The organism is Methylophaga thiooxydans DMS010 (assembly GCF_000156355.1).
Lineage (GTDB): Bacteria > Pseudomonadota > Gammaproteobacteria > Nitrosococcales > Methylophagaceae > Methylophaga > Methylophaga thiooxydans.
In genome coordinates, this window is sequence record NZ_GG657899.1 from 254,614 (window position 1) to 278,417 (window position 23,804).

The 23,804-nt window shown below is 46.9% G+C and carries 25 protein-coding genes, 1 tRNA gene and 1 other RNA gene; 20 read left to right on the top strand and 7 right to left on the bottom strand.

Annotation, left to right across the window (positions count from 1 at the left end; genetic code table 11):
• Positions 1-86: 86 nt before the first annotated feature.
• The 3 genes from rhlB to MDMS009_RS10085 are packed head-to-tail and all read left to right on the top strand — an operon-like array spanning position 87 to position 2,413.
• Positions 87-1,400: an ATP-dependent RNA helicase RhlB gene (gene rhlB, locus MDMS009_RS10075; protein ID WP_043888173.1), complete on the top strand. Its 1,314-nt coding sequence runs from the start codon at positions 87-89 to the stop codon at positions 1,398-1,400.
• Complete coding sequence (locus MDMS009_RS10080) at positions 1,384-1,731, top strand: hypothetical protein (RefSeq protein WP_043888174.1); 348 nt, start codon at positions 1,384-1,386, stop codon at positions 1,729-1,731. The genes rhlB and MDMS009_RS10080 overlap by 17 nt, the downstream gene beginning before the upstream one ends.
• On the top strand, positions 1,718-2,413 hold the full coding sequence (locus MDMS009_RS10085) for a hypothetical protein (RefSeq protein WP_043888176.1): 696 nt from the start codon (positions 1,718-1,720) through the stop codon (positions 2,411-2,413). Before MDMS009_RS10080 ends, MDMS009_RS10085 begins: the two co-directional genes overlap by 14 nt.
• Here MDMS009_RS10085 and MDMS009_RS10090 read toward each other — a convergent pair.
• From MDMS009_RS10090 to MDMS009_RS10110, 5 genes are all read right to left on the bottom strand, one after another.
• Positions 2,410-3,012 carry a DUF502 domain-containing protein gene (locus MDMS009_RS10090; RefSeq protein WP_008291297.1) on the bottom strand — a complete coding sequence of 201 codons (603 nt, stop codon included), beginning with the start codon at positions 3,010-3,012 and terminating at the stop codon, positions 2,410-2,412. The two genes, MDMS009_RS10085 and MDMS009_RS10090, sit on opposite strands and share 4 nt — an antisense overlap.
• A 96-nt stretch (positions 3,013-3,108) precedes the next feature.
• Positions 3,109-4,320: a UbiH/UbiF/VisC/COQ6 family ubiquinone biosynthesis hydroxylase gene (locus MDMS009_RS10095; protein WP_008291546.1), complete on the bottom strand. Its 1,212-nt coding sequence runs from the start codon at positions 4,318-4,320 to the stop codon at positions 3,109-3,111.
• Positions 4,317-5,522, bottom strand: coding sequence for a 2-octaprenyl-6-methoxyphenyl hydroxylase (gene ubiH / locus MDMS009_RS10100; RefSeq protein ID WP_008291429.1), 1,206 nt, complete (start codon positions 5,520-5,522; stop codon positions 4,317-4,319). Before ubiH ends, MDMS009_RS10095 begins: the two co-directional genes overlap by 4 nt.
• Position 5,523: 1 nt before the next feature.
• Positions 5,524-6,837 (bottom strand): Xaa-Pro aminopeptidase, encoded by a 1,314-nt coding sequence (gene pepP / locus MDMS009_RS10105; RefSeq protein ID WP_008291768.1) that lies wholly within the window; start codon positions 6,835-6,837, stop codon positions 5,524-5,526.
• Positions 6,837-7,385: a UPF0149 family protein gene (locus MDMS009_RS10110; protein WP_008291563.1), complete on the bottom strand. Its 549-nt coding sequence runs from the start codon at positions 7,383-7,385 to the stop codon at positions 6,837-6,839. The genes pepP and MDMS009_RS10110 overlap by 1 nt, the downstream gene beginning before the upstream one ends.
• A 149-nt stretch (positions 7,386-7,534) precedes the next feature.
• Between MDMS009_RS10110 and MDMS009_RS10115 the strand changes: the two genes are divergently transcribed.
• The 3 genes from MDMS009_RS10115 (at position 7,535) to ssrS (ending at position 8,274) form a co-directional block, all read left to right on the top strand.
• Positions 7,535-7,744 carry a TIGR02449 family protein gene (locus MDMS009_RS10115; RefSeq protein ID WP_008291271.1) on the top strand — a complete coding sequence of 70 codons (210 nt, stop codon included), beginning with the start codon at positions 7,535-7,537 and terminating at the stop codon, positions 7,742-7,744.
• Positions 7,741-8,046 (top strand): cell division protein ZapA, encoded by a 306-nt coding sequence (locus tag MDMS009_RS10120; protein ID WP_008291724.1) that lies wholly within the window; start codon positions 7,741-7,743, stop codon positions 8,044-8,046. The genes MDMS009_RS10115 and MDMS009_RS10120 overlap by 4 nt, the downstream gene beginning before the upstream one ends.
• A 43-nt stretch (positions 8,047-8,089) precedes the next feature.
• Positions 8,090-8,274: non-coding RNA, 6S RNA (gene ssrS, locus MDMS009_RS16100), on the top strand.
• An 81-nt stretch (positions 8,275-8,355) separates the two neighbouring features.
• On the opposite strand, the gene aroE is transcribed toward ssrS, so the two are convergent.
• Positions 8,356-9,189: a shikimate dehydrogenase gene (gene aroE, locus MDMS009_RS10125; protein ID WP_008291529.1), complete on the bottom strand. Its 834-nt coding sequence runs from the start codon at positions 9,187-9,189 to the stop codon at positions 8,356-8,358.
• A gap of 46 nt (positions 9,190-9,235) precedes the next feature.
• On the bottom strand, positions 9,236-10,246 hold the full coding sequence (hemB, locus tag MDMS009_RS10130) for a porphobilinogen synthase (RefSeq protein WP_043888177.1): 1,011 nt from the start codon (positions 10,244-10,246) through the stop codon (positions 9,236-9,238).
• A 170-nt stretch (positions 10,247-10,416) separates the two neighbouring features.
• Between hemB and carA the strand changes: the two genes are divergently transcribed.
• The 14 genes from carA to MDMS009_RS10200 all read left to right on the top strand — a co-directional run bounded on the left by carA (position 10,417) and on the right by MDMS009_RS10200 (position 23,803).
• Positions 10,417-11,547 (top strand): glutamine-hydrolyzing carbamoyl-phosphate synthase small subunit, encoded by a 1,131-nt coding sequence (gene carA, locus MDMS009_RS10135; protein WP_008291675.1) that lies wholly within the window; start codon positions 10,417-10,419, stop codon positions 11,545-11,547.
• A 6-nt stretch (positions 11,548-11,553) separates the two neighbouring features.
• A complete protein-coding gene (gene carB, locus MDMS009_RS10140; RefSeq protein ID WP_008291666.1) occupies positions 11,554-14,772 on the top strand; it encodes a carbamoyl-phosphate synthase large subunit in 3,219 nt (1,072 codons plus the stop codon).
• Positions 14,772-15,248 (top strand): transcription elongation factor GreA, encoded by a 477-nt coding sequence (gene greA / locus MDMS009_RS10145; protein ID WP_008291219.1) that lies wholly within the window; start codon positions 14,772-14,774, stop codon positions 15,246-15,248. The genes carB and greA overlap by 1 nt, the downstream gene beginning before the upstream one ends.
• 6 nt (positions 15,249-15,254) lie before the next feature.
• The gene (locus MDMS009_RS10150) at positions 15,255-15,713 is read left to right on the top strand and encodes a DUF4149 domain-containing protein (protein ID WP_043888178.1); all 459 of its coding nucleotides are present in this window, start codon (positions 15,255-15,257) and stop codon (positions 15,711-15,713) included.
• Entirely contained in the window at positions 15,714-16,331 is a 618-nt protein-coding gene (rlmE, locus tag MDMS009_RS10155) for a 23S rRNA (uridine(2552)-2'-O)-methyltransferase RlmE (RefSeq protein ID WP_008291696.1), read from the top strand. It abuts the gene before it with no gap.
• A gap of 87 nt (positions 16,332-16,418) precedes the next feature.
• On the top strand, positions 16,419-18,317 hold the full coding sequence (ftsH, locus tag MDMS009_RS10160) for an ATP-dependent zinc metalloprotease FtsH (RefSeq protein WP_036312597.1): 1,899 nt from the start codon (positions 16,419-16,421) through the stop codon (positions 18,315-18,317).
• 65 nt (positions 18,318-18,382) lie between these two features.
• Entirely contained in the window at positions 18,383-19,171 is a 789-nt protein-coding gene (gene folP / locus MDMS009_RS10165; RefSeq protein WP_008291222.1) for a dihydropteroate synthase, read from the top strand.
• On the top strand, positions 19,164-20,510 hold the full coding sequence (gene glmM, locus MDMS009_RS10170) for a phosphoglucosamine mutase (RefSeq protein WP_008291661.1): 1,347 nt from the start codon (positions 19,164-19,166) through the stop codon (positions 20,508-20,510). The genes folP and glmM overlap by 8 nt, the downstream gene beginning before the upstream one ends.
• A 163-nt stretch (positions 20,511-20,673) precedes the next feature.
• The gene (gene tpiA / locus MDMS009_RS10175) at positions 20,674-21,459 is read left to right on the top strand and encodes a triose-phosphate isomerase (protein ID WP_008291520.1); all 786 of its coding nucleotides are present in this window, start codon (positions 20,674-20,676) and stop codon (positions 21,457-21,459) included.
• A gap of 4 nt (positions 21,460-21,463) precedes the next feature.
• Positions 21,464-21,796, top strand: coding sequence for a preprotein translocase subunit SecG (secG, locus tag MDMS009_RS10180; RefSeq protein WP_008291637.1), 333 nt, complete (start codon positions 21,464-21,466; stop codon positions 21,794-21,796).
• Between the two features lie 14 nt (positions 21,797-21,810).
• Positions 21,811-21,896, top strand: a tRNA-Leu gene (locus tag MDMS009_RS10185).
• Positions 21,897-22,296: 400 nt separating this feature from the next.
• On the top strand, positions 22,297-22,653 hold the full coding sequence (ndhC, locus tag MDMS009_RS10190) for an NADH-quinone oxidoreductase subunit A (protein WP_036312609.1): 357 nt from the start codon (positions 22,297-22,299) through the stop codon (positions 22,651-22,653).
• Positions 22,644-23,132 carry a NuoB/complex I 20 kDa subunit family protein gene (locus MDMS009_RS10195; protein ID WP_008291298.1) on the top strand — a complete coding sequence of 163 codons (489 nt, stop codon included), beginning with the start codon at positions 22,644-22,646 and terminating at the stop codon, positions 23,130-23,132. Before ndhC ends, MDMS009_RS10195 begins: the two co-directional genes overlap by 10 nt.
• An 11-nt stretch (positions 23,133-23,143) precedes the next feature.
• Complete coding sequence (locus tag MDMS009_RS10200; RefSeq protein WP_008291680.1) at positions 23,144-23,803, top strand: NADH-quinone oxidoreductase subunit C; 660 nt, start codon at positions 23,144-23,146, stop codon at positions 23,801-23,803.
• The last annotated feature ends 1 nt before the right edge of the window (position 23,804 follow it).

A 23,804-nucleotide genomic window follows, 5' to 3' on the forward strand; every position in this document is an offset into this window, starting at 1 on the left:
TGGTATATAAAGTATCGTAGGGCTATACTCCCATGCGATAGAGCCTAACATTTTTTCCGATCATCAACGCTAATGCAAGTATTTATATGAGTGCACATTTAACCGAGCAGGCTTTCTCTAGTTTGCCGCTCCACGCTTCCCTGCGGGCCGGATTGGCTCAGGCAGGCTTTGAATTCTGTACGCCGATTCAGGCGCAGTCTTTACCTCTTTTGCTGTCAGGCCGCGATGTAGCGGGGCAAGCTCAAACCGGAACGGGTAAAACAATTGCCTTCCTGTTAGCGACATTTCAGCGCTTATTGGAAATCCCCGCAGCGGATAATTGGGACAAAAAGCAACCTCGTGCGCTTATCTTAGCGCCGACGCGTGAATTGGCGATTCAAATCGCAAAAGACGCTGAACTGCTAAATGTCGAGGCGGGGTTGAGAATTGCGATTGCGCATGGTGGTAAAGACTATCAGCGGCAGCGCGATAACATCACTGAAGGTGTTGATGTGTTGATTGGCACGCCGGGCAGATTGCTTGACTATCAAAAACAGGGCGTGTTCAGCCTTAAGTTTATTGATGCGATGGTGTTAGATGAAGCGGATCGTATGTTCGATTTAGGCTTTATCAAAGATGTGCGCTATTTTTTGAGACGTATTCCAAAACCAGAAAAACGTTTAGGCATGCTGTTTTCAGCAACACTCAGTTATAAAGTCAGTGAGCTGGCTTATGAACATATGAATAACCCTGAAAAAGTGCAGGTTGCGCCTGAAAAAATGATGGGTGATCGCATTGAAGAATGGGTCTACTACCCTGCAAATGATGAAAAAGTACCTTTGTTACTGGCGCTGATTGAACGCCTGCAACCGGAACGCGGCATTATTTTTGTCAACACCAAACAGGCGGCTGATGTTGTCTGGGGCTATTTAGAAGGCAACGAACACAAAGCTGCCTTGTTGTCGGGTGATGTTCCACAGAAAAAGCGTGAGCAACTGCTGAAACATTTCCAGGATGGTGAGTTTCCATTTCTGGTTGCCACTGACGTTGCGGCACGTGGTCTACACATACCGGCCGTTACCCATGTTTTCAACTACGACCTGCCTCAGGATGTAGAAGATTATGTGCACCGTACCGGGCGAACCGCGCGCGCGGGTGCCAGTGGTGTGGCGATTAGTTTTGCCTGTGAAGAGTTTGTATTTTCATTACCTGAAATTGAGGACTACATTAAGCATAAATTGCCTGTTGCCTCGACCTCTGATGAAAGCTTAATAGAGCCCAAACCACGTGTACGACCTGAGAAAAGACCGGTACACAACCGCAACAGAAATGACTCAGCTAAAAGCCGACGTCCACGTCGTAATAACAAACGGCAAGGTAAGGCTCCGGAAAAGATGAATTCCAATGCAGATAAACAGTAACAGGCCTGCTGATTATTACCCCATTAGCTCAACCGATGGGCGTAATAATACGCGTTTGCCTGTTGTTTTTGATGCAACTACAGAACAATTAAAACCCGTTGTCAGCAAGGAACGCGCTGATAACACCACGGTCGTGTTACCCACGACGTCTAATCAGGATAGTCAGCAAGCACGGTTTGTACGTGATTTTTTTGCCTCAGACAGACAGCTGAGTTCCTCTACTCAGCAACAACCTCTATTGCCTGCAGCGGTTCAACAATATCTGCTTGTTGACGATATCCCGAATCAAAAAACTTCAGCACAAGGACAGTTTCTGGATGAGATGGTTTAGCATCCTGCTTTGCAGTGTATGGCTTTTGACAGGCTGCGCAAGCAGCCATTCCACACAAACTAATAATGGCGGCATTTCCCGACTGGCAAAAAGTGATGTTGATGAAGTTATAGAAATTCATCAAAAAGCCGTTATGCGTGATCTGAAAAAGCTAATGGTCAAACTTTACAAGCGTAATCCAAACCTTCGCTATGATCGCGAAATACGAACGATCAAAGAAAGTGTCGATCTGACGTTTTCGCGTCGGTTTGATTTTAACTACCCTGAATATAAAACTATCAAAAGACCGACGGATATTGTTCGCTTAGCATTGGATGAGCATTATCAAGGTGACAGAGTGTTAGCATTTATTGTGGGCTTGCGGAAAATGCTGATGGCGTCATATGACAATCACAGCGAGTTTTTTTATCTCACCTCAATCGATCAACAAAAGCTATATAACAGTGCGCGCAATATTGAAATCGCGGCTTGGCTGCTGGCCAAAAATAACGATAAAGACGGCAATTTATTGATTTTGAGCGATAGCGTATCCGATGAAACCCGTAATCTCAGCTATCAGCGTTTGATTGGCCGCATGATCGCCACCCAAGACAACTTGGCTTTGATCATTTCTCAGAAAACCGGCCGGATACTCAAAACCTTTGTGGTTAGAGCCGCATCGCTAGTGTTTTTACCAATTTAACTACTCTCGCTATTATTGGATGCTACCCCGGCAGTTAACACAAAACGCATGGCTTGTTCCATCGTCATATCAACTGAGCGGAGTTTGCTTTTGGCAATCATGACTGGATAGCCGCCAATGTTATAGCTCATCGGTAAGTAAACTAAGACACGTTCTTCTTCATCACCATCAACGATGGGTAAGGACTCAGATGAGCTAAGCGTCACAAAGCCAATCAGCTCCATTCCGTTATCGAATTGCACAGCGACCACCTGTTGGAACTCGCTGCTACGATTAGGGGAAAAATATTGGAAGAAATCACGAATCGCGCCATAGACTGATTTAATCAATGGCATGTGATAAAGCAGTTCTTCAACCTTATTGAACAGCGCTTTGATCACGTATACCTGCATTAATAAACCGATAACAAATACCAGTCCGATACCGGCAACAAAGCCCATACCAGGCCAATAAAGTACATCTGGTAAAATAAACTTTATGATTTGCCCCAATGCCTGCTCTGTCGAGATCACAAACCAGTAAACCAGGTATAACGTCAGCATTACAGGCAAGATGGTAATTAAACCGGTAATAAACTGGCGAGTCAGGAATCGAATCATGTGGCGATCTCCGAAAAAAAGGGTGGCGCTAGTATAGGCCTTGATGCTTCTTTGTGGTCAAGCTCAGCCCGCGATATGCATCACAGAATCGTTTGATTAGTCAGTAATAGAAGGTTTGCTCAGTGTGGGTTGGGCAAAACGACGACTGGCTGCTTGCTGCATGAATACATTTTTTAGCCACGTGGAGGAATTCACGTGCTTCAAACCAGCCTGACGAACCCACTTGATGGGTGTCAGTTGGCTGGTAAAGACACGTTTAAGCATGTCCATGCTCAATTGCATCAAGACATTATCAGCCCGACGTTGGCGTTGATATTTATGTAAGGTGTGCAAGCTGCCAATATCACGGCCATGAGAGGCGGCATGGATGACGACCTCACTTAGCGTGGCGGCATCCAATAAACCGATGTTGACGCCTTGCCCGGCAAGTGGATGGATGGTGTGTGCTGCATCGCCCACTAATGCCAGTCCGGGCTGGATATAAGCTTCTGCGTGCCTTAGTTGCAGTGGAAACGCCGCACGTTTACTGACCGCTGTAATCTGCCCTAACTTGTGTTCGAAAGCGTCGTTTAATTCGTCAATAAAGGCTTTATCTGAAACGTCTAATAGCCGATCGGCTGTATCGGTATTTAAAGACCAGACGATGGAGCTTTGATGCACATCAGGTAACGGTAAAAACGCGAGCGGACCTTCAGTTAAGAAACGTTGCCAGGCTGTGTGTTGGTGACTGTGTTGCGTGGTGACGGTGCAAACAAGTCCCTTTTGCTGGTATGCCCAGCCTTTTTGGGCGATACCTGACCATTCTCTTAATAATGATTGTGCACCATCCGCAGCCACGATTAACTGTGCGTGTATGTGTTGCCCATTATCCAGCGTAAGCTCATGTGGTTCATAGCTGACCGGTTTGACTGGGCTTATGAGGTCAATATTACTTTTCTGTTTACATGCAGTGAGGCAGGTTTGTTGCAGCACGCGGTTTTCCAGTAAATGCCCAAGCCAAGGCTCGCCCATATCGGCACTATTAAAGTGCAACTCACTGGCACTGGTTTCCCAGACCCGCATATCGGTGAAGGCACTAAGTCGTTGCGTTGGAAGTTGTGACCAAATATTCAGGTTTTGCAGGATAACTTCACTGCTTCTGGTTAATGCGCTGACACGCAGATCATACGGCGCATCAGGTGATAAAGTGGCGGGTGCATTCGCTTCAATCAATGCAATACGAAACGCAGCATGTTGTGACAGGGCCAATGCCAAGGTAGCGCCGACCATACCGCCACCGACTATTGCAATATCATAGTGTGTGTTCATAGCTGCATACCTCTACCTAAGCGAGGTTGTTTTTGACCTAAGCCCATACTTTTCTGAGCTAACCAGTGTTTGGCGAACGGCAGGTTGTCCATAATGGCTAAGCCCGCACCACGAAGATGTCCCAGCATTTTTATATCGTTACTGAACAGCTTCACCAAGTTGTCCGTTGCTTTGACCACGTGATCCTGATCTTGCTCGCGCCATTGTTGATAACAATGCAAAATTTGCATATTGCCACAGTCGTCGTGCTCGTTGTGAAGTAGCTCTGCCAAAACGGCAACATCGCGTAAACCGAGATTAAAACCTTGACCGGCGATAGGGTGAAGACTATGCGCAGCATTACCAATAAACACGATGCGGTGTTGTATCGGCATATCCGCTTGCATCAAGGTGAGTGGGTGACTGTGACGTTGGCCGACGCGAACAAAGCGTCCGGCACGATAACCAAAGCGCTGTTGTAGACGCTGAAGAAAATCAGCATCACTCAGCGCGAGCAAGGCCTTTTCTTCACCTGTTTTGACGGTCCAAACCAAGCTGCTACGATTCTCCGACATGGGCAGCAACGCCAAGGGGCCGGTGTCGGTAAAGCGTTCATAAGCCCAGCCTTGATGTTTTTTATCAGTACTAATGTTGGCCGTGAGTGCGGTTTGTTGGTACTGCTGTTGCCAGCTCCCAATACCCAGAAGTTGCCTGATGGTAGAGTTCTTGCCATCAGCAGCGACGACTAATTTAGCTGAGTAATGCTGTCCGGTGTTTAATGTCAGCTCAACAGCATCGGTATGTTGATTTAGTTTTTCGACTTGGGCAGGGCAAAGTAAAGTCAGGTTAGCTTGTTGCTGCAATCGTTGGTTGAGCTGGAAACCTAATTCTCTGGCTAAAAGCACTTGTCCCAGAGCAGGCACGTGTTCAGCATCTGCGGATAAGCGTGTTACACCAAAGCGTCCCCGGTCAGAAATATGGATCTGTTTAATTGGCGTCGCATATGCCGCTATATCCGACCATAACCCCATACTGTCAAAGATCCGCTGTGAACCATAGCTCAAGGCAATGCCACGATCGTCATAACTGGGTTGGCTGTTGCTTTTAAGCGGATGAGTTTCGATAAGGCCAATTGTGAGCTCACTGTTCTCAAGTGCAATGGCCAAACTGGCACCGACCATGCCGCCACCAACAATTAACAAATCGAACTCAGTTTGCTTCACCTTAGTGCGCAGCCTCCGCCATTAAAGCTTCTATCTCTGCGATTTCTTTCGGTGCTGCCTCGGTTAAGACATCGCAACCTTCTTTAGTGACTAACACGTCATCTTCAATGCGAATGCCGGTGAAGTGCCATTTTTTATCAACATGCGCAGGGTCGCGTATATACAGGCCCGGTTCGACGGTCAGTACCATGCCGGGTTCGAGCAAGCGCCATTCACCGCCGACCTTGTAGTCGCCGACATCGTGTACATCCATGCCTAACCAGTGACCGGTGCGATGCATATAAAATTCGCGGTAAGCACCATCCTCAATTAACTGTTGCACGTCACCATTAAGTAAGCCTAGCTCAACCAATCCTTGCGTTAATACTTCAATGGCCGCTTCATGTGGCTGATTCCAGTGATTCCCTGGTTTTACCGCAGCAATCGCCGCTTTTTGTGCATCCAGTACAATTTGATACAACTGCGCTTGAGCTTGGGTGAACTTACCGTTAACAGGGAATGTGCGGGTGATATCTGCGGCATAACATTCAAATTCAGCACCGGCATCAATGAGTAGTAAATCATTGTTTTTCAGTTTATTGCTGTTTTCAATGTAATGCAGAATGCAGCCGTTTTCACCACCACCGACAATTGATGGGTAAGCCGGCGAGCGACAGCCATTTTTCATAAACTCGTGAATTAATTCTGCTTCGACTTCATATTCCCACTTGCCTGAAGCTGTGAATTGCATGGCTCGAATATGCGCCTGAACCGAAGCCTTGGCAGCATGACGCATTGCTTTCACTTCCTGACTGCTTTTGTATAAGCGTAATTCATTCAGACAGTGTTCTAGCTCAATGATTTCGGTAGGGGAGTGTTTGCCGGCACGTGATGCCTGCCGCAGATGATTAAGCCAGGTCACCATATGTTGATCAAAGCTGGGCTGATTGCCCATGGTGTAGTAGACCTTCTCTTTGCCCTCAACAAGGCCGGGCAAAATATCATCCAGATCGGTAATCGGGTATGAGTCATCCGCGCCGAAGGTACTGACTGCACCTTCTTGACCAGCGCGGTATCCATCCCAGATTTCTTTATCTAGGTCTCGTTCACGGCAAAATAGAATATATTCGCCATGTTCGCGTCCCGGGATAAGTACCATGACGGATTCTGGTTCATCAAACCCGGTCAGGTAATGAAAGTTACTGTCGCTGCGATAAGGAAAATCAACATCGCGATTACGGTTAGCAACCGGGGCGTTAGGTAACACAGCAATACTGTCCTCACCCATGATTTCCATGAGTCGCTGCCGACGTTTAGCAAATTCTTTTTTCAACATTAGTGCTCAGTGCTTTCTTGGGTCGGGTCGACAGGCTGCATTTCGCCATAGAGCAAAAACAGACCCATGCGCAGATATTCGACCAGTTCTTCAAAATTAGCGCGTTCGTCTTCACTTTCCTCGACATCATCAAAGCTAACTTGGCTAATTTTAATGACATCAGTGACATATTCCTGACAATCATCAGACAATTCAGTTTCATTGCTCATACCAGAAGCTCCCAATCCATAGGCAAGCCCCTGACACCAGTCTGATAGCGCGGAAAGCCTTGATGAGAGCGGTGCATTATCAGCGGGCAGTTCCATCTGGAAGTCAAAGTCGAGACTGTTGAGTGCCTGAATAGTGTCATCAAATAAATGCGTTAAATCCAGTTTTTCTTCTTCAGCTGGCGCGAAGTCATCAAATAACTTTTTATACCAAGTTGTGCGGTCAGCCATAGAATCCATACAAAGTAAGCCGCATAATGCGCCTTGAAGCTCGGCCAGAGTGGCAGGACCGTCACCAGTCTGTTTATCCGGTGACAATGAAGGAAAGTAAAGTTGTGACATAAATAAAACCTGAATGTTGTAATGTAGATAGCCATAATCAGTCGTAACTCATTAGACCCTGAATGCTGACTATTATGACAGTTGTTGACCCGGTCGGCAGGCCGCGTCTATAGTTAGCCTTATTCTCGCACAGTCAAGAACTCATATTAATGGATAAAAATGCGATTCAACAATTGGAACAGCAAGTAGATGAACTACTTCGCACCAGTCGCCGTTTGCGGGAAGAAAACATGTTACTGCGATCTCAGCAGGCAGCGTGGTTGACTGAACGTGCTCAGCTCATTGAGAAAACTGATGTAGCACGCGGCCGTATCGAAAAGATGGTCAGCCGATTAAAAGGATTGGATAGCGAATTATGAGTTCACCGGTAACCGTCAATATTCTCGGTAAGGAATATCAAATTGCCTGCCCGGAAGAAGAAAAAGAAGCGTTGATGTCTTCTGCGAGGCTGGTTCATGACAATATGAAAAAGATTCGCGATTCTGGCAAGGTGGTTGGTGTTGACCGTATTGCAGTAATGGCCGCCTTGAATTTAGCGCACGAGCTGATTGTCTTCCAGCATGATGAAGGTCATGACATGGAAAAAGTGAATAATAAAATTATGCAACTTAAAGAGCGAGTTAGCGCTTTTTTGGATGAAGATAGGCAACTAGAACTCTGAAAAAACTTGAACGAACAGACAAGAACTTGCGTACAATTTAGTTATGTCCCTGCGGTGCTCGATAGCGACAAGCGTGTCTTGAGCCGATAAGCAAATGCTTAAGGAAACTGATATGACGAGGTTGAAAAACAGGCCCGCTTTTGACGGGAAGTTTGCCATCCTCATGAAGTTTCCCTCTTGGACCCCTTGGTTCAAGAACCCCGTTCGTACCGACACTGTGGGGCATATTTTTCCCCTTTATCCTCATCTCAGTTACAAAACAATAATCAATTAATTCGTACTGCGGTGAGGATATTTTTCAATCCTGCCTTAATTTACGTCGCTATCGTTATTTTTGATCATGTCGATGACGTGATTAGTAGCTGGTTTAATACCACGCCACAAACGAAAGGCTTCTGCCGCTTGTTCCACCAGCATGCCTAAACCATCAATTGCTTTTGCTGCGCCATGGTTTTTTGCCCAGGTGATAAAGGCCGTATCATTGTCGCTGTACATCATGTCGTAGCAACAGGCGTTATCGGCGAGCAGATTATCCGGTAGTGGAGGCACGTCACCTTGTAAACTGGCTGCAGTGGCATTAATCACCACATCGAACTGAGCTGTGATATCGTCAAAACCACCACCCCGAACAGTACCTAACTCGGCAAAAATTGTGGCCAGTTGTTCCGCTTTGGATGCCGTTCGATTGGCGATAAACAATGCTTCGGGTTGGTAAGCGAGAATAGGTTCAACCACACCGCGTGCCGCGCCTCCCGCACCCAGTAAAAGGATGCGTTTATCTTTGAGGCTAACAGCGTGATTGACGGTCAGATCTTGGCAAAGACCAATACCATCGGTATTTTCGCCATACATTGACCCATCTCGATTAAACAGAATGGTGTTGATAGCGCCAGCACGCATGGCTCGTTCCGATTTATTTTCAATCTGCTGCCAAGCTTGCTCTTTAAATGGCACGGTGATGTTGATGCCTCTCAATTTAAGCACATCTCGTAGCTGTTTGAGGCTATTGGTGAAGCCATCTAAAGGTACTTCAATCGCGGTATATGCCATGTCTTGCTCAGTCTGTCTGGCAAACTCAGAATGAATCAGTGGTGATTTGCTGTGACTGATAGGATTGCCGATGACGGCATAGTTGTCTGTCATAAATAAAATCTATCTCTTAAATCTCTGTTGGCTCTTTGGCCAACTTTTAGGCTTTGAGTTGTTGCGCAATATCTTTAGCAAAATAGGTGAGAATGCCATCGGCGCCTGCACGTTTGAATGCAAGTAGACTCTCCATCACCGCATCATCGCTGAGCCAGCCATTCAATACAGCCGCTTTTAACATCGCGTATTCGCCACTGACTTGATACACAAAGGTCGGTTTCTGGAAGGTGTGTTTCACCCGATACAGTACATCTAAATAGGGCATGCCGGGTTTGACCATCACCATATCGGCGCCTTCCTGAATATCCAAAGCCACTTCGTGTAAAGCTTCATCACTGTTAGCTGGATCCATTTGGTAACCGTACTTATTACCACCGGCCAAGTTACTGGCACTGCCAACCGCATCGCGAAAAGGGCCATAAAAGCTGGATGCATATTTAGCCGAGTAAGCCATGATTCGTGTATGGATATGGCCGTTAAACTCGAGAGCTTCACGGATAGCGCCAATACGACCATCCATCATATCCGAGGGCGCGACAACCTGAGCGCCTGCTTCAGCGTGCGATAAAGCCTGTTTAATTAAAACCTCGACGGTTTCATCATTGATGATGTAACCGTCATCATCGATCAAGCCATCTTGGCCATGCGTAGTAAACGGATCCAAGGCAACATCGGTCATTATGCCTAGTTCAGGAAACTCGCTACGTAATGCCCGAACGGCACGCTGAGCCAGCCCCTCGGGGTTATAAGCTTCTGCTGCATCGAGTGACTTTTTTTCGCTGGCAGTGACAGGAAACAGCGCCATCATCGGTACACCGAGTGTTTGAATGGTTTCTGCTTCTTTGAGTAATAGGTCAATGCTGAGACGCTCAACGCCAGGCATCGACGTCACGGCTTCACGTTGCTTATTGCCTTCCAAAACAAAACACGGGTAAATCAGGTCGTTCACATGCAACTGATTCTCGCGCATCAGACGTCTGGAAAAGTCATCTTTCCGCATGCGGCGGGGTCTGTGCATAGGAAATCCAGATTGTGTGGGTATAAAGTTAGCCATCCAATACCTTTGAAAACCGTTTGTTGTGAGCCCAATAGTACCGGCAGTGGCGATGCTTGTCATCGTTTTTGGCGTGGACGAGTGGGGCGGTTATAAGATAAAATTGCAAAGATTTTGTCTGGGGAGAACGTCAAGTTTGCCCCATTATTTTTATCTGGTGGAGGTCTCCCTTGCGAACGAGTGCATTACTTGCTCTTGAAGATGGCACGGTCTATCACGGCGAATCGATTGGCGCAGTTGGTCAATCTGTCGGTGAAGTTGTGTTTAATACGTCAATGACTGGCTATCAGGAAATCCTGACCGATCCATCATACTGCCGTCAGATTGTGACATTAACCTATCCGCATATCGGTAATGTTGGTGTCAATGCAGAAGATGAAGAGTCAGATAAACCTTTTGTCAGCGGCCTAATTATTCGAGACTTGTCACCTGTTGTCAGTAACTGGCGCAGTGAAGAATCTCTTGATACATATTTGGTGCGCCACAATGTGGTGGGACTGGCTGGAATTGATACACGTGCTTTAACACGTCGCTTACGTGAGAAGGGTGCAATGAAAGGTTGCATCGTGGCTGGCGAAAATATTGATGTGAAAGCGGCTATTGAAGCAGCACAAAACTTCGACGGTCTGAAAGGAATGGATCTGGCGAAAGTGGTCAGCACTAAAGAAACCTACTCTTGGGAGACCGGGTGTTGGCATCTGAATGGTGAAAGCCAAGCACAAGAACCCCGTTTCCACGTGGTGGCTTATGATTTTGGTGCTAAGAAAAACATCCTGCGTATGCTGGTTGAGCGAGGCTGCAAGCTTACAGTGGTGCCGGCGCAAACATCGGCAGAAGAAGTACTGGCGATGAATCCAGATGGTATTTTCCTATCGAATGGCCCAGGCGACCCGGAGCCATGCGATTACGCCATTAAAGCGATTCAAACTTTCCTTGAAAAAGAGTTGCCAGTGTTTGGTATCTGCTTAGGCCACCAATTGTTGGGTCTGGCTTGCGGTGCTAAGTCGGTGAAAATGAAGTTTGGTCATCACGGCGCTAACCATCCAGTACAAGAGTTACTGGCGGGGCTAGTTATGATTACAAGTCAAAACCACGGTTTTGCGATTGATGAAGACAGCCTGCCGGACACGTTGAATACAACGCACCGTTCTCTATTCGACGGCACATTGCAAGGTATTCATCACGCAAGCAAACCTGCATTCAGTTTTCAGGGCCACCCGGAAGCAAGTCCTGGTCCGCAAGATGCAGCTCCTTTATTTGATCACTTCATCGATCTACTTGAACAAGCGACAGGTAAATAACACACGATGGCTAAACGTACTGATATTCAAAGTATTCTTATTCTGGGCGCGGGTCCGATTGTTATCGGCCAGGCCTGCGAATTTGATTATTCCGGTGCCCAGGCATGTAAAGCGCTAAAAGAAGAAGGTTATCGTGTCATTTTGGTGAATTCGAATCCGGCCACCATCATGACCGATCCGAATATGGCTGATGCAACCTATATCGAGCCAGTTAATTGGCAAGCGGTCAGCAAGGTGATTGAAGCTGAGCGTCCGGATGCGATCCTGCCTACCATGGGTGGCCAAACCGCGCTTAACTGTGCATTGGATTTGGAAAAACATGGCATTTTAGAAAAATTCGGCGTGGAAATGATCGGTGCTGATAGTGAAGCGATTAATAAAGCGGAAGATCGTGATTTATTCCGTGCCGCGATGCGTAAGATTGGTTTGGATATGCCCAAATCAGATATCGCTCATACCTTGGATGAAGCGCTTGAGGTGCAAGGTCAGTTCGGCTTCCCCGTTATTATTCGTCCATCCTTCACCATGGGTGGCAGTGGTGGCGGTATCGCCTATAACAAACAAGATTTTATCGAAATCTGCCAACGCGGTTTATATCTGAGCCCAACTTCTGAACTGTTGATTGAAGAATCCATCATTGGTTGGAAAGAATATGAAATGGAAGTGGTGCGTGATCGTAAAGATAACTGCATCATCATTTGCTCGATTGAAAATTTTGATCCAATGGGCGTTCATACTGGTGACTCGATTACCGTTGCACCTGCGCAAACGCTGACCGATAAAGAATATCAAATCATGCGGAATGCCTCACTGGCCGTTCTGCGCGAAATTGGTGTTGATACTGGTGGTTCTAACGTCCAGTTTGCGGTGAATCCCGAAAGTGGTCGTTTGATCATCATCGAAATGAACCCGCGGGTATCGCGTTCTTCAGCGTTGGCGTCTAAAGCAACCGGTTTCCCGATTGCGAAAGTGGCAGCGAAGCTGGCTGTCGGCTACACCTTGGATGAGCTGCAAAATGAAATCACCGGTAATGCAACACCGGCTTCATTCGAGCCTTCAATCGACTATGTCGTGACCAAAGTGCCGCGCTTTACCTTTGAAAAATTCCCACAAGCCGATAACCGTTTGAGCACGCAGATGAAATCTGTGGGTGAGGTGATGGCGATTGGTCGTAACTTCCAAGAGTCTTTGCAAAAAGCCTTGCGAGGTTTGGAAATCGATAAAGACGGCCTCACTGAGATCATCGATTTAAACGAAGAGAATATCGAAGAAACGTTACGCCGTGAGCTTAGCCTGCCTGGGTCAGATCGCCTGTGGTATGTTGCTGATGCGTTCCGCTTTGGTTTCAGCTTTGAAGAAGTGCAGCGCCTGTCACATATCGACCCATGGTTCTTGGTGCAAGTTGAGGAATTGGTCACGATTGAAAATGAGCTGAAAGAACGCTCGTTGAATGATCTGGACCAAAGCCAAATGTTTGCCCTGAAACGTAAGGGCTTCTCCGATTCACGACTGGCTAAGCTGCTACAAAAAACTGAAAAGCAGGTACGCGAGTATCGTCAGGAAATGCAGATCCGTCCTGTCTATAAACGAGTCGACACCTGTGCGGCAGAGTTTGCAACAAGCACAGCCTATATGTACTCAACCTACGATATGGAATGTGAGGCTAACCCGACTGATCGTGACAAGATCATGATTTTGGGCGGTGGTCCTAACCGTATCGGTCAAGGTATCGAGTTCGATTATTGCTGTGTTCATGCGGCGTTGGCATTGCGTGAAGATGGTTATGAAACCATTATGGTGAACTGTAACCCGGAAACGGTTTCTACCGATTACGATACATCGGATCGCTTGTATTTCGAGTCATTGACACTGGAAGATGTGCTCGAAATTGTTGATCTGGAAAAACCCAAAGGCGTGATCGTACAGTTCGGTGGTCAAACACCGTTAAAACTGGCGCGAGCGCTGGAAGCGGCGGGTGTACCGATTATTGGTACCTCACCTGATGCGATTGACCATGCGGAAGATCGTGAGCGCTTTCAACAAATGGTGGACAAACTCAATTTGTTGCAACCACCTAACAGATTGGCGCACTCAGCAGATACGGCAGTTGCCTTGGCCTCTGAGATTGGTTATCCGCTGGTAGTCCGACCTTCGTATGTATTGGGTGGACGTGCCATGGAAATCGTCTACAACGAAGACGAACTGCAACGCTATATGCAAAATGCAGTAAAAGTGTCTAATGACTCGCCCGTTCTGCTGGATCGCTTCCTTGACGATGCGATTGAGGTGGATGTTGATGCAATTTGTGACGGTAAAGAAGTCCTGATTGGCGGCATCATGGAGCATATCGAACAGGCGGGTGTTCACTCAGGTGACTCAGCATGTGCGATTCCACCTTATAGTTTGAGCAATGCAATCCAGGATAAGTTGCGTGAGCAAGTGCGTCAAATGGCGCTGGAACTTGGCGTAAAAGGTTTGATGAATACGCAGTTTGCGATCAAGGGAGATGAAATCTATATCCTTGAGGTGAACCCGCGTGCATCACGAACGGTGCCTTACATTTCTAAGTCTATCGGTGTGCCACTGGCCAAAGTGGCTGCACGAACTATGGCTGGACGTTCTTTAGATGAGCAGGGCGTTAACAAAGAAATCGTACCGAGTTATTACTCAGTAAAAGAAGCCGTATTCCCATTTATCAAGTTCCAAGGTGTGGATCCGATTCTCGGCCCTGAAATGAAGTCTACCGGTGAAGTCATGGGCGTTGGTCGTAGCTTTGGTGAAGCCTTTGCTAAATCGCAATTAGCGGCATCTGTTGTATTACCAACGGGTGGTAAAGCCTTTATTAGTGTCCGTGAGGCTGATAAGGTTTCTGCCGTTCAAATAGCAAAAGACTTGGCTGCACTTGGCTTTTCATTGATGGCAACTCGCGGTACGCAAAAAGTACTGGTTGATGCCGGTGTTGGCTGTGAGCCTGTTAACAAAGTGGCTGAAGGTCAGCCGCATATTGTTGATATGATCAAAAATGACGAAATTAGCCTTATCGTTAACACCACTGAAGGTCGTCAATCTGTCGCTGATTCGCGTGAAATTCGTCGTGCTGCATTACAGCATCAGGTGAACTACACCACGACGCTCGCAGCGGCGCGTGCCACTATCCAAGCATTAAGCAGCGAAGATATTGTTTCTGTAAACAGACTGCAATCGTTGCATGGAGAATTGAATTAATGGCTGTACCTATTACATCCCGCGGTGCGGAAGCACTGAAGCATGAACTGAAAGAACTGAAGTCGGTTGCTCGTCCCACTGTGGTCGCTGCGATTTCAGAAGCCCGTGCACATGGTGATCTAAAAGAAAATGCGGAATATCATGCGGCAAAAGAACAACAAAGCTTTATTGAAGGTCGTATTCAAGAATTAGAGGGCGTTTTATCGAACGCCCAAGTGATCGATCCGGCAAGCTTGCCACAAGATGGCCGAGTCGTATTTGGTGTCACTGTATCTTTGCTGAATATCGATACGGATGAAGAAAAGGCATACCAAATCGTGGGTGACTACGAGTCAGATATCAAACTTAATCGTATTTCTGTGTCATCGCCAATTGCACGCGCACTGATTGGCAAGGAGATTGATGACATTGCCACTGTGCAAGCTCCGGGTGGCAATATTGAATATGAAATTATTGAGATTAGTTACGAGAATTAAATAACGATGATGTCCGGCTACACCGGTGAAAGACTTTTACTGACCCTCTGGGTCGGTGGTTTATGGGCGATAGGCTATCTTGCCGTCCCAATCGCTTTTGCTAATCTCGATACCAGCATTGCCGGCGACTATGCCGGCAAACTGTTTTTTGCCGTCAACATTCTTGGTATTGCTGCTGCGGTTATTCTGCTGATCAGCAGATTATTTATCTTTGGTTTTAAACGTTTTCATTTGTACTGGCGAAGCTGGATGCTGCTGCTGATGTTGGCAATGAGTCTGTTTTTTGTCGCCTATTTACAGCCAGAAATGCAGGCATTGAAACAAATTGCAGCTCAACCCGAAGGTGTTTTCGAGCGTTTCGATGATTTACATAAACTAAGTGAAAACCTGTATATGCTGCTGAGCCTGTTTGGGTTAATGTTAGTGTTGACCACAGACAAAAGCGCAGAAGCAGACGAGGTCTAAATGGCGAAAAGCAAATCCAGTCAGGGTTGGTTAAAAGAACATTTCGACGATCAATATGTCAAAAAGGCACAAAAAGAAGGTCATCGCTCGCGAGCCACATTCAAGCTGGATGAGATTGATCAGAAAGATAAATTATTACGCCCAGGCATGAGCGTTGTTGATTTAGGCGCTGCGCCTGGCGGCTGGTCTGATTATGCTTTTCGTAAAGTAGGGGACAGTGGAACAGTAGTTGCGCTGGACATTTTGCCGATGACACCACTGACCGGAGTACACTTTATTGAAGGTGACTTTCGTGAGGATGAAGTACTCGATGAACTTAATAAAGTACTCAATGGTCGAGAAATAGACCTTGTATTATCGGATATGGCCCCCAATATGTCAGGGGTAGGGTCGATTGATCAGCCAGCGAGTATGTATCTGGTTGAGCTCGCCCTAGATTTTGCTGTTAATAATTTAAGTAAACAGGGCTGTTTTCTGGTCAAAGTGTTTCAGGGTGAAGGTTTTGATGCCTACCTAAAACAAATGCGTGATAGTTTTAATAAAGTCGTGACTCGTAAGCCGGGGGCGTCCAGAGCCAGAAGCCGTGAAGTATATTTATTGGGCAAAGGGCTCAAATAACACAGTAGTTTTAACGCTTTAGCAACTACTGGGATTTTAGTTAACCACTTTTAGAGTGGTAATCAGAGGTACCAAACATTGAATGACATGATGAAAAATATAGTCCTGTGGGTCGTCATCGCGATAGTGCTGATGTCCGTGTTTAATAATTTCGGTCCTCAAAACAGTAAAAGCGGCGAAATGGATTATTCAACCTTTATCAGCAACGTTAAAAACGGTGCTGTCTCAAATGTTGAAATCCAGGGGCGCACCATTTCTGGTGAGCTTACTGATGGCAACCAATTCACTACCTATAGCCCTGATTACGACCCAGGTTTGATTGGTGATTTGCTGGATAATGGCGTCACCATCCAAGCTGAACCGGTCGAAAAAACCAGCTTGTTCATGCAAATCTTCATTTCTTGGTTCCCGATGCTGCTCTTGATAGCCGTATGGATTTTCTTCATGCGTCAAATGCAAGGCGGTGGCGGTAAAAACCCCATGTCATTCGGTAAAAGTAAAGCCCGCATGCTGAGTGATGACCAAGTTAAAGTCACATTCAAAGACGTCGCCGGCGTCGAAGAAGCAAAAGAAGAAGTGGCTGAGCTGGTTGATTTCTTGCGTGACCCAAGTAAATTCCAGAAACTGGGTGGTCGAATTCCACGCGGTATTTTGATGGTGGGTTCACCGGGTACAGGTAAAACATTACTTGCCAAAGCGATTGCTGGCGAAGCAAAAGTACCTTTCTTTACGATTTCAGGTTCTGATTTCGTGGAAATGTTCGTTGGTGTCGGTGCCTCACGTGTCCGTGACATGTTTGAGCAAGCTAAGAAGCATGCGCCTTGTATTATCTTTATCGACGAGATTGATGCGGTCGGTCGTCATCGTGGTGCTGGCCTGGGTGGCGGTAACGACGAACGTGAACAAACGTTGAACCAATTACTGGTTGAAATGGATGGTTTTGAAGGCAATGAAGGCGTCATCGTCATTGCTGCAACAAACCGCCCAGACGTGCTGGATCCTGCATTGCTGCGTCCCGGCCGTTTTGACCGTCAAGTGGTGGTACCACTGCCTGATATTCGTGGACGTGAACAAATCATCAATGTTCACCTGCGTAAAGTACCAGCAGCTGAAGATGTTGATGCACGCGTGATTGCACGTGGTACGCCAGGTTTTTCTGGTGCCGATTTAGCCAACTTGGTTAATGAGGCAGCTTTGTTTGCCGCTCGTGCTAATAAACGTTTGGTTAGCATGGAACAGCTGGAGCTTGCGAAAGACAAAATCATGATGGGTGCTGAACGCCGCTCGATGGTGATGAGTGATAAAGAAAAAGAACTCACTGCATACCATGAAGCCGGTCATGCCATTGTTGGTCGTCTGGTACCAGGACATGATCCGGTTTACAAAGTGAGCATTATTCCGCGTGGTCGTGCTCTCGGTGTCACCATGTTCTTGCCCACAGAAGATCGCTACAGCTACACCAAACAGCAACTGGAAAGTCAGATTTCTAGTCTTTATGGCGGTCGTTTGGCGGAAGAAATGATCTTTGGTCAAGAAGCAGTAACAACTGGTGCTTCGAATGATATCCAACGTGCGACAGAACTGGCACATAACATGGTCACTAAATGGGGTCTGTCGGACAATATGGGACCACTGTCATATGGTGAAGATGAAGGTGAAGTCTTCTTGGGCCGCAGCGTCACGCAACATAAATCGGTATCAGATTTAACGGCGAAACAAATTGATGAAGATGTCAGAGCGGTAATCAATCGTAACTATGATCGTGCGCAGCAATTACTCAATGACAACATGGAAAAACTACATACCATGGCGCAGTTGCTGATCAAATACGAAACAATTGATAGCGGACAGATTGATGCGATTATGGAAGGTCGTGAACCGGGTGAACCAAAAGATTGGAACGATCGTTCTACACCACCTTCAGCCAGTCCTGAGCCTGATGAGTCGGAAACACCCTCTGGTAAACCGGCAGATCAACTGCACTAAGAAGGAAACTATCCGTGATATTTGACTGTGCGGGCAAGTCTTTGGACTTGTCCGTCCCTGGTATTATGGGCATCGTAAATGTTACCCCCGATTCATTTTCTGACGGGGGTAAATTCTTTTCAGCGGATGCGGCCCTTCAGCACGCGTTAAAACTGGTCGAAGACGGTGCCGATATTCTCGATATTGGCGGTGAATCAACCCGTCCCGGTTCCGAAGCTGTCCCCCTTCAACAAGAGATCGATCGTATTAGCCCTGTGATTGAAGCCATTCGTGCTGAGATCGATGTGCCTATTTCGATTGATACGATGAAAGCTGAGGTTATGCGTGCGGCGGTTAATGCTGGCGCTGGCTTGATCAATGACGTCAATGCGTTACGCAGTGAAAATGCGCTGCAAACCGCTGCTGAATTGGACGTGCCGGTCTGCTTGATGCATATGCAAGGTACGCCACAGACAATGCAGAGTGAGCCGCATTATGATGATGTGGTGACTGAAGTAGAGCACTTTTTATTAGAACGTGTTGCGGAATGCGAAAAGGCAGGAATTAAAGCCGAAAAGATTATGCTGGATCCTGGATTTGGCTTTGGTAAACGAGCACGTCATAATCTACGCTTGATGAAACACTTGTCACGATTGACGGCTTTACCTTATCCGGTACTGGTGGGCGTGTCACGTAAATCCATTATCGGCGATATGCTCAAGGTTTCTGTGGATGAACGCTTAGCGGGTAGTCTGTCATTAGCTTCTATTGCCGTCTGGCAAGGCGCAAAACTTATTCGAACACATGACGTGAAAGAGACGGCTCAAGCGGTAAAACTGAGCCATCACGTTAAACAGGTAGCAGATTTTGACTAAACAACGACGTTATTTTGGTACAGATGGAATCCGAGGCAAAGTAGGCGATGGTGCCATCACACCAGATTTTGTTTTAAAGCTGGGCTGGGCTGTTGGTCGTGTCCTAGCGAAAGAAAAAAATAGCCGGGTTATCATCGGTAAAGATACGCGTATTTCAGGTTACATGTTTGAATCAGCGCTACAGGCTGGTCTGTCGGCAGCGGGTGTCGATATTTATTTGTTAGGCCCCATGCCAACACCAGCGGTGGCCTATCTCACACGTACATTTCATGCACAGGCGGGTATTGTGATCAGTGCTTCACATAATCCGTACCATGATAACGGCATTAAGTTTTTCTCAGCAGAAGGCACCAAGCTGCCTGACAGTATCGAGCATGAAATTGAAGCGATGCTGGATCAACCATTAAAAACGGTTGATTCAACCCGCCTTGGTAAAGCACATCGTATTGCTGATGCACCTGGTCGTTATATTGAGTTCTGCAAAAGCACCATACCTTCCGGCGTTGATTTAGATGGCTTAAAAATTGTGGTCGATTGCGCACATGGTGCGACCTATCATGTGGCACCGGATGTCTTTCGTGAATTAGGCGCTGATGTTGTCGTCATGGGGGCAGAACCCGATGGGTTTAATATTAACCAGCATTGTGGTTCAACAGAGCCGCGTTTATTGCAGCAAGCCGTATTAGAAAATAAAGCTGACCTGGGACTAGCACTTGATGGGGATGGTGACCGAATCATCATGGTCGATCATCGGGGCGAGATTGTTGATGGGGATGAGCTGCTATTTATCATCGCACGTGCCCGTCAGCGTAACGGCGATAAGAGCAGTAATATAGTAGGTACCCAGATGTCTAATCTGGGGCTTGAGCATGCATTAGCGAAGTTTAATTTATTATTGCATCGCGCTCAGGTGGGTGATCGCTATGTGATGGAAAAACTCAAACAAGTGGGTGGGCTGATAGGCGGTGAAGCATCAGGCCATATTATTTGTCTTGATAAAACCTCAACCGGTGATGGGATTGTTGCTGCGCTTCAGGTTCTGGCTGAAATTCGTCAGACAGGTGATAACCTGCATGCCTTACGTTCAGTGGTTACTAAATATCCGCAACAGCTGATTAACGTGAAAGTCAGTAAAATGGTTGATATCGCCGGTAATCAAGATATCGCAAGTGCAGTGGCCTCGGTAGAGAAGCGCCTTGGTGATGAAGGGCGAGTATTGTTGCGACCATCAGGCACAGAGCCGGTGATTCGGGTTATGGTGGAAGGCCGTGATGCAACCCTGACCAAAAAACTTGCACAAGAATTGGCCGATATTATTCAGGCAGTTTTAGACGCTTGAGCAATCGGCCAACAATGAGTTTTTTGCTGTGCTCTAATTGTTATACAATACAGCCTTTGACGACATGCTCTGGCAACAGATTCGGGTAAACATCGAATGATGTTGCAACAACGGAGTGTTAAGAAATCTTGGTGTCTATTTTTGCTTTCGAGAGACTGTATTTGTGCGTAAACCGCTAGTAGCTGGTAACTGGAAGATGAACGGCTCTAGCGCGAGTAACAACGTGTTACTGGACGGTATCATCGCCAAGTCTGACACCTTTGCATCCGTGGATGTTGCTCTGTTTCCGCCTGCAGTTTATTTGCATCAAGTGCAACAGGCCTTGGCAGGCACAGGACTGTTCTGGGGAACGCAAAACCTGTCCCAGTTTAACCAAGGCGCTTACACCGGCGAAATCTCCGCATTAATGCTGGCTGATTTTGATTGTGACTATGTGTTAATTGGTCATTCTGAACGACGCTGTCTTTACGCAGAGTTGGATCTCGATCAACGTGTTTTAGACCGCATCGTTGCAGAAAAATATGAAATGTCAGTGAAGGCTGGCATTACGCCGATCATCTGTATTGGCGAAAGTCCTGAAGAACACGCGGTGGGGCGGACAGAAGAAGTTATTGCCAGACTGCTTGATACGGTGATTGCCTATCAAGGGGTTGAAGGTCTCGCGCATACCGTACTGGCTTACGAGCCGGTCTGGGCCATTGGTACGGGTCGTTCAGCAACACCGGAATGGGCTCAGGATGTACACAGCTTCATGCGTCAGCGTGTTGCAAAGCATGATCCGACGATAGCGGAATCATTACGGATACTTTACGGCGGCAGCGTAAACAGTAATAATGCTGCGCCATTGTTTTCACAACCTGATGTGGATGGTGGACTTGTAGGCGGTGGCTCATTAAACGCCGACGAGTTTGTCAAAATATGTCAGGCCGCAGTTCTAAAATTAGGTTAAATACATGCACGCTTTGATTTTGACGATACATATTATTGTTTGTCTGATGCTGGTCGGTTTTGTACTGATTCAGCATGGTAAGGGCGCTGATGCCGGCGCAGCTTTTGGCGGCGGTGGCGGTGGCGGCGGTGCTTCTGGCAGCCTGTTTGGTAGTCAGGGCTCAGCCTCTTTCCTGAGTCGTACCAGTGCTATTTTGGCAGCAATCTTCTTTATGACCAGCTTAACGCTGGCCTACTTTTCAGTCGATAGACCTGACAAAGTGCAGAGCGTGACACAAACCGCTCCTGCAGAACAAAAAATAGAAGAAACTCCTGCAGATTTACCGGAATTACCGTAAAATACGCAATCCTTGCCGATGTGGTGAAATTGGTAGACACGCCATCTTGAGGGGGTGGTGGGCATAGCCCGTGGCGGTTCGACTCCGCCCATCGGCACCAAAAAACACGCGAAAAGCTCGATTTTATCGGGCTTTTTTTGTGTCTAGTGGTTTGAACATTCTTCCTAATAAAAATCTTTCCTTAAAAATTTTTGTTTGTCATCAATGATGCAATTCACTCTTTATTCACAACGAATGGCGTCTGATTGCCTTATACAGTTGTCAGCTTTGTGACTCGCTAGTTAATTTGTGCAATAAACATCGCCTTAGCATGTAACAAAAAATTAAATCGTTATTGACAAATTAATTATCGATTATTGCGGCTTCTCATGATGCTCTAGAGTGTGTAGTATCGTGTGTTGACGGCTGCTGCATAGCCGGTCACGCTCGATCAGGGGCATGTTTGGTGACAACACGCCATCATGCTGAATTGATTCATAAAATCATCGAGGATGGACAGTATGTTGGAGAATTATCTCCCAATATTGTTATTTATCATCATCGGCATTGGCTTTGGTGTCATGCCGTTATTAGCTGGTTTTATTTTGGGGCCACGTCACCCCGATGACGAAAAGCGGTCCGCTTATGAGTGTGGCTTTGAACCGTTTGAAGACTCACATATGAAGTTTGATGTGCGCTATTACTTGGTAGCCATTCTGTTCATCATCTTCGACCTCGAAATCGCGTTTCTTTTTCCTTGGGCCATCGTTCTAGATGACATCGGTGTTTTTGGGCTGTTGTCGATGTTTCTGTTTCTCGCCATCTTAGTTGTCGGCTTTGTTTACGAGTGGAAAAAAGGGGCATTGGAGTGGGAATAGAAGGTGTACTTGAAAAAGGCGTTGTTACCACTTCCGCCGATAAATTAATCAATTGGGCAAGAACAGGATCGTTGTGGCCAATGACGTTTGGTCTCGCCTGTTGCGCCGTCGAAATGATGCATGCGGGTGCCGCCCGTTATGATCTGGATCGTTTCGGTGTTGTGTTTCGCCCAAGCCCACGCCAATCCGATGTGATGATTGTGGCAGGAACCCTTGTGAACAAAATGGCACCGGCATTACGCAAGGTGTATGACCAGATGTCTGAACCTCGCTGGGTGATTTCTATGGGGTCGTGTGCCAATGGGGGCGGCTATTATCATTACTCTTACTCGGTTGTACGCGGCTGTGATCGTATTGTTCCTGTCGATATTTATGTGCCTGGTTGTCCTCCCACTGCAGAAGCGTTGTTATATGGCATTGTGCAATTGCAGAAGAAAATTCAACGTACTAACACCATAGCCAGACCTGCCGTCGGGTAAGACAGGAGACGATGATGCAAGCGTTGAAAGCCAAGCTGGAACAGGATTTTGCGGATGAGTTACTGGATTGTGACAGTGATCGTGATGAAATCACCATGCATGTGGCAGCAGAACAAATTGTCGCCGTCTGCCAACGCTTACGCGATCAATATGACTTTGAACAATTGCTAGATTTATGCGGCGTTGATTACTCTGAGTATGGTGGCAGTGCATGGGAGACAAAACAATCCAGTGAGTTTGGTTTCAGTCGTGCTGTTGATGGCATGGGCCATGCTGAGCCCGTTCAGGATGGACTTCGTTTTGCCGTGGTCTATCACCTGCTATCGATAAAGCATAACCAGCGCTTGAGATTGAAAGTGAGGTTAGAAGCCGATAGCCCAGTGGTGGATAGCGTGACGTCTGTCTGGAATAGTGCTGAGTGGTTCGAGCGTGAAGCATTTGACCTGTTTGGCATCTTATTCAACGGTCACAATGATCTGCGTCGAATTTTGACTGATTATGGCTTTGTTGGGCATCCCTTCCGTAAAGACTTTCCTCTAATTGGTAATGTGGAAATGCGCTACGACCCAGATAAAAAACGGGTGGTTTATGAACCGGTCAGTATTGAGCCCCGAACGCTGGTGCCGAGAGTCATACGAGATGATAACCGCTACCACAAGGATCAGAACTAAA

Coding starts and splice junctions, on each gene's coding strand:
- MDMS009_RS10085 (WP_043888176.1), top strand. CDS start 1,718: ATGAGATGGTTTAGCATCCTGCTTTGCAGTGTATGGCTTTTGACAGGC.
- MDMS009_RS10200 (WP_008291680.1), top strand. CDS start 23,144: ATGATGCAAGCGTTGAAAGCCAAGCTGGAACAGGATTTTGCGGATGAG.
- folP (WP_008291222.1), top strand. CDS start 18,383: ATGGGCATCGTAAATGTTACCCCCGATTCATTTTCTGACGGGGGTAAA.
- MDMS009_RS10120 (WP_008291724.1), top strand. CDS start 7,741: ATGAGTTCACCGGTAACCGTCAATATTCTCGGTAAGGAATATCAAATT.
- pepP (WP_008291768.1), bottom strand. CDS start 6,837: ATGTTGAAAAAAGAATTTGCTAAACGTCGGCAGCGACTCATGGAAATC.
- hemB (WP_043888177.1), bottom strand. CDS start 10,246: ATGGCTAACTTTATACCCACACAATCTGGATTTCCTATGCACAGACCC.
- MDMS009_RS10110 (WP_008291563.1), bottom strand. CDS start 7,385: ATGTCACAACTTTACTTTCCTTCATTGTCACCGGATAAACAGACTGGT.
- rhlB (WP_043888173.1), top strand. CDS start 87: ATGAGTGCACATTTAACCGAGCAGGCTTTCTCTAGTTTGCCGCTCCAC.
- MDMS009_RS10080 (WP_043888174.1), top strand. CDS start 1,384: ATGCAGATAAACAGTAACAGGCCTGCTGATTATTACCCCATTAGCTCA.
- MDMS009_RS10095 (WP_008291546.1), bottom strand. CDS start 4,320: ATGAACACACACTATGATATTGCAATAGTCGGTGGCGGTATGGTCGGC.
- greA (WP_008291219.1), top strand. CDS start 14,772: ATGGCTGTACCTATTACATCCCGCGGTGCGGAAGCACTGAAGCATGAA.
- MDMS009_RS10115 (WP_008291271.1), top strand. CDS start 7,535: ATGGATAAAAATGCGATTCAACAATTGGAACAGCAAGTAGATGAACTA.
- carB (WP_008291666.1), top strand. CDS start 11,554: ATGGCTAAACGTACTGATATTCAAAGTATTCTTATTCTGGGCGCGGGT.
- MDMS009_RS10090 (WP_008291297.1), bottom strand. CDS start 3,012: ATGATTCGATTCCTGACTCGCCAGTTTATTACCGGTTTAATTACCATC.
- MDMS009_RS10150 (WP_043888178.1), top strand. CDS start 15,255: ATGATGTCCGGCTACACCGGTGAAAGACTTTTACTGACCCTCTGGGTC.
- rlmE (WP_008291696.1), top strand. CDS start 15,714: ATGGCGAAAAGCAAATCCAGTCAGGGTTGGTTAAAAGAACATTTCGAC.
- ndhC (WP_036312609.1), top strand. CDS start 22,297: ATGTTGGAGAATTATCTCCCAATATTGTTATTTATCATCATCGGCATT.
- secG (WP_008291637.1), top strand. CDS start 21,464: ATGCACGCTTTGATTTTGACGATACATATTATTGTTTGTCTGATGCTG.
- ftsH (WP_036312597.1), top strand. CDS start 16,419: ATGATGAAAAATATAGTCCTGTGGGTCGTCATCGCGATAGTGCTGATG.
- aroE (WP_008291529.1), bottom strand. CDS start 9,189: ATGACAGACAACTATGCCGTCATCGGCAATCCTATCAGTCACAGCAAA.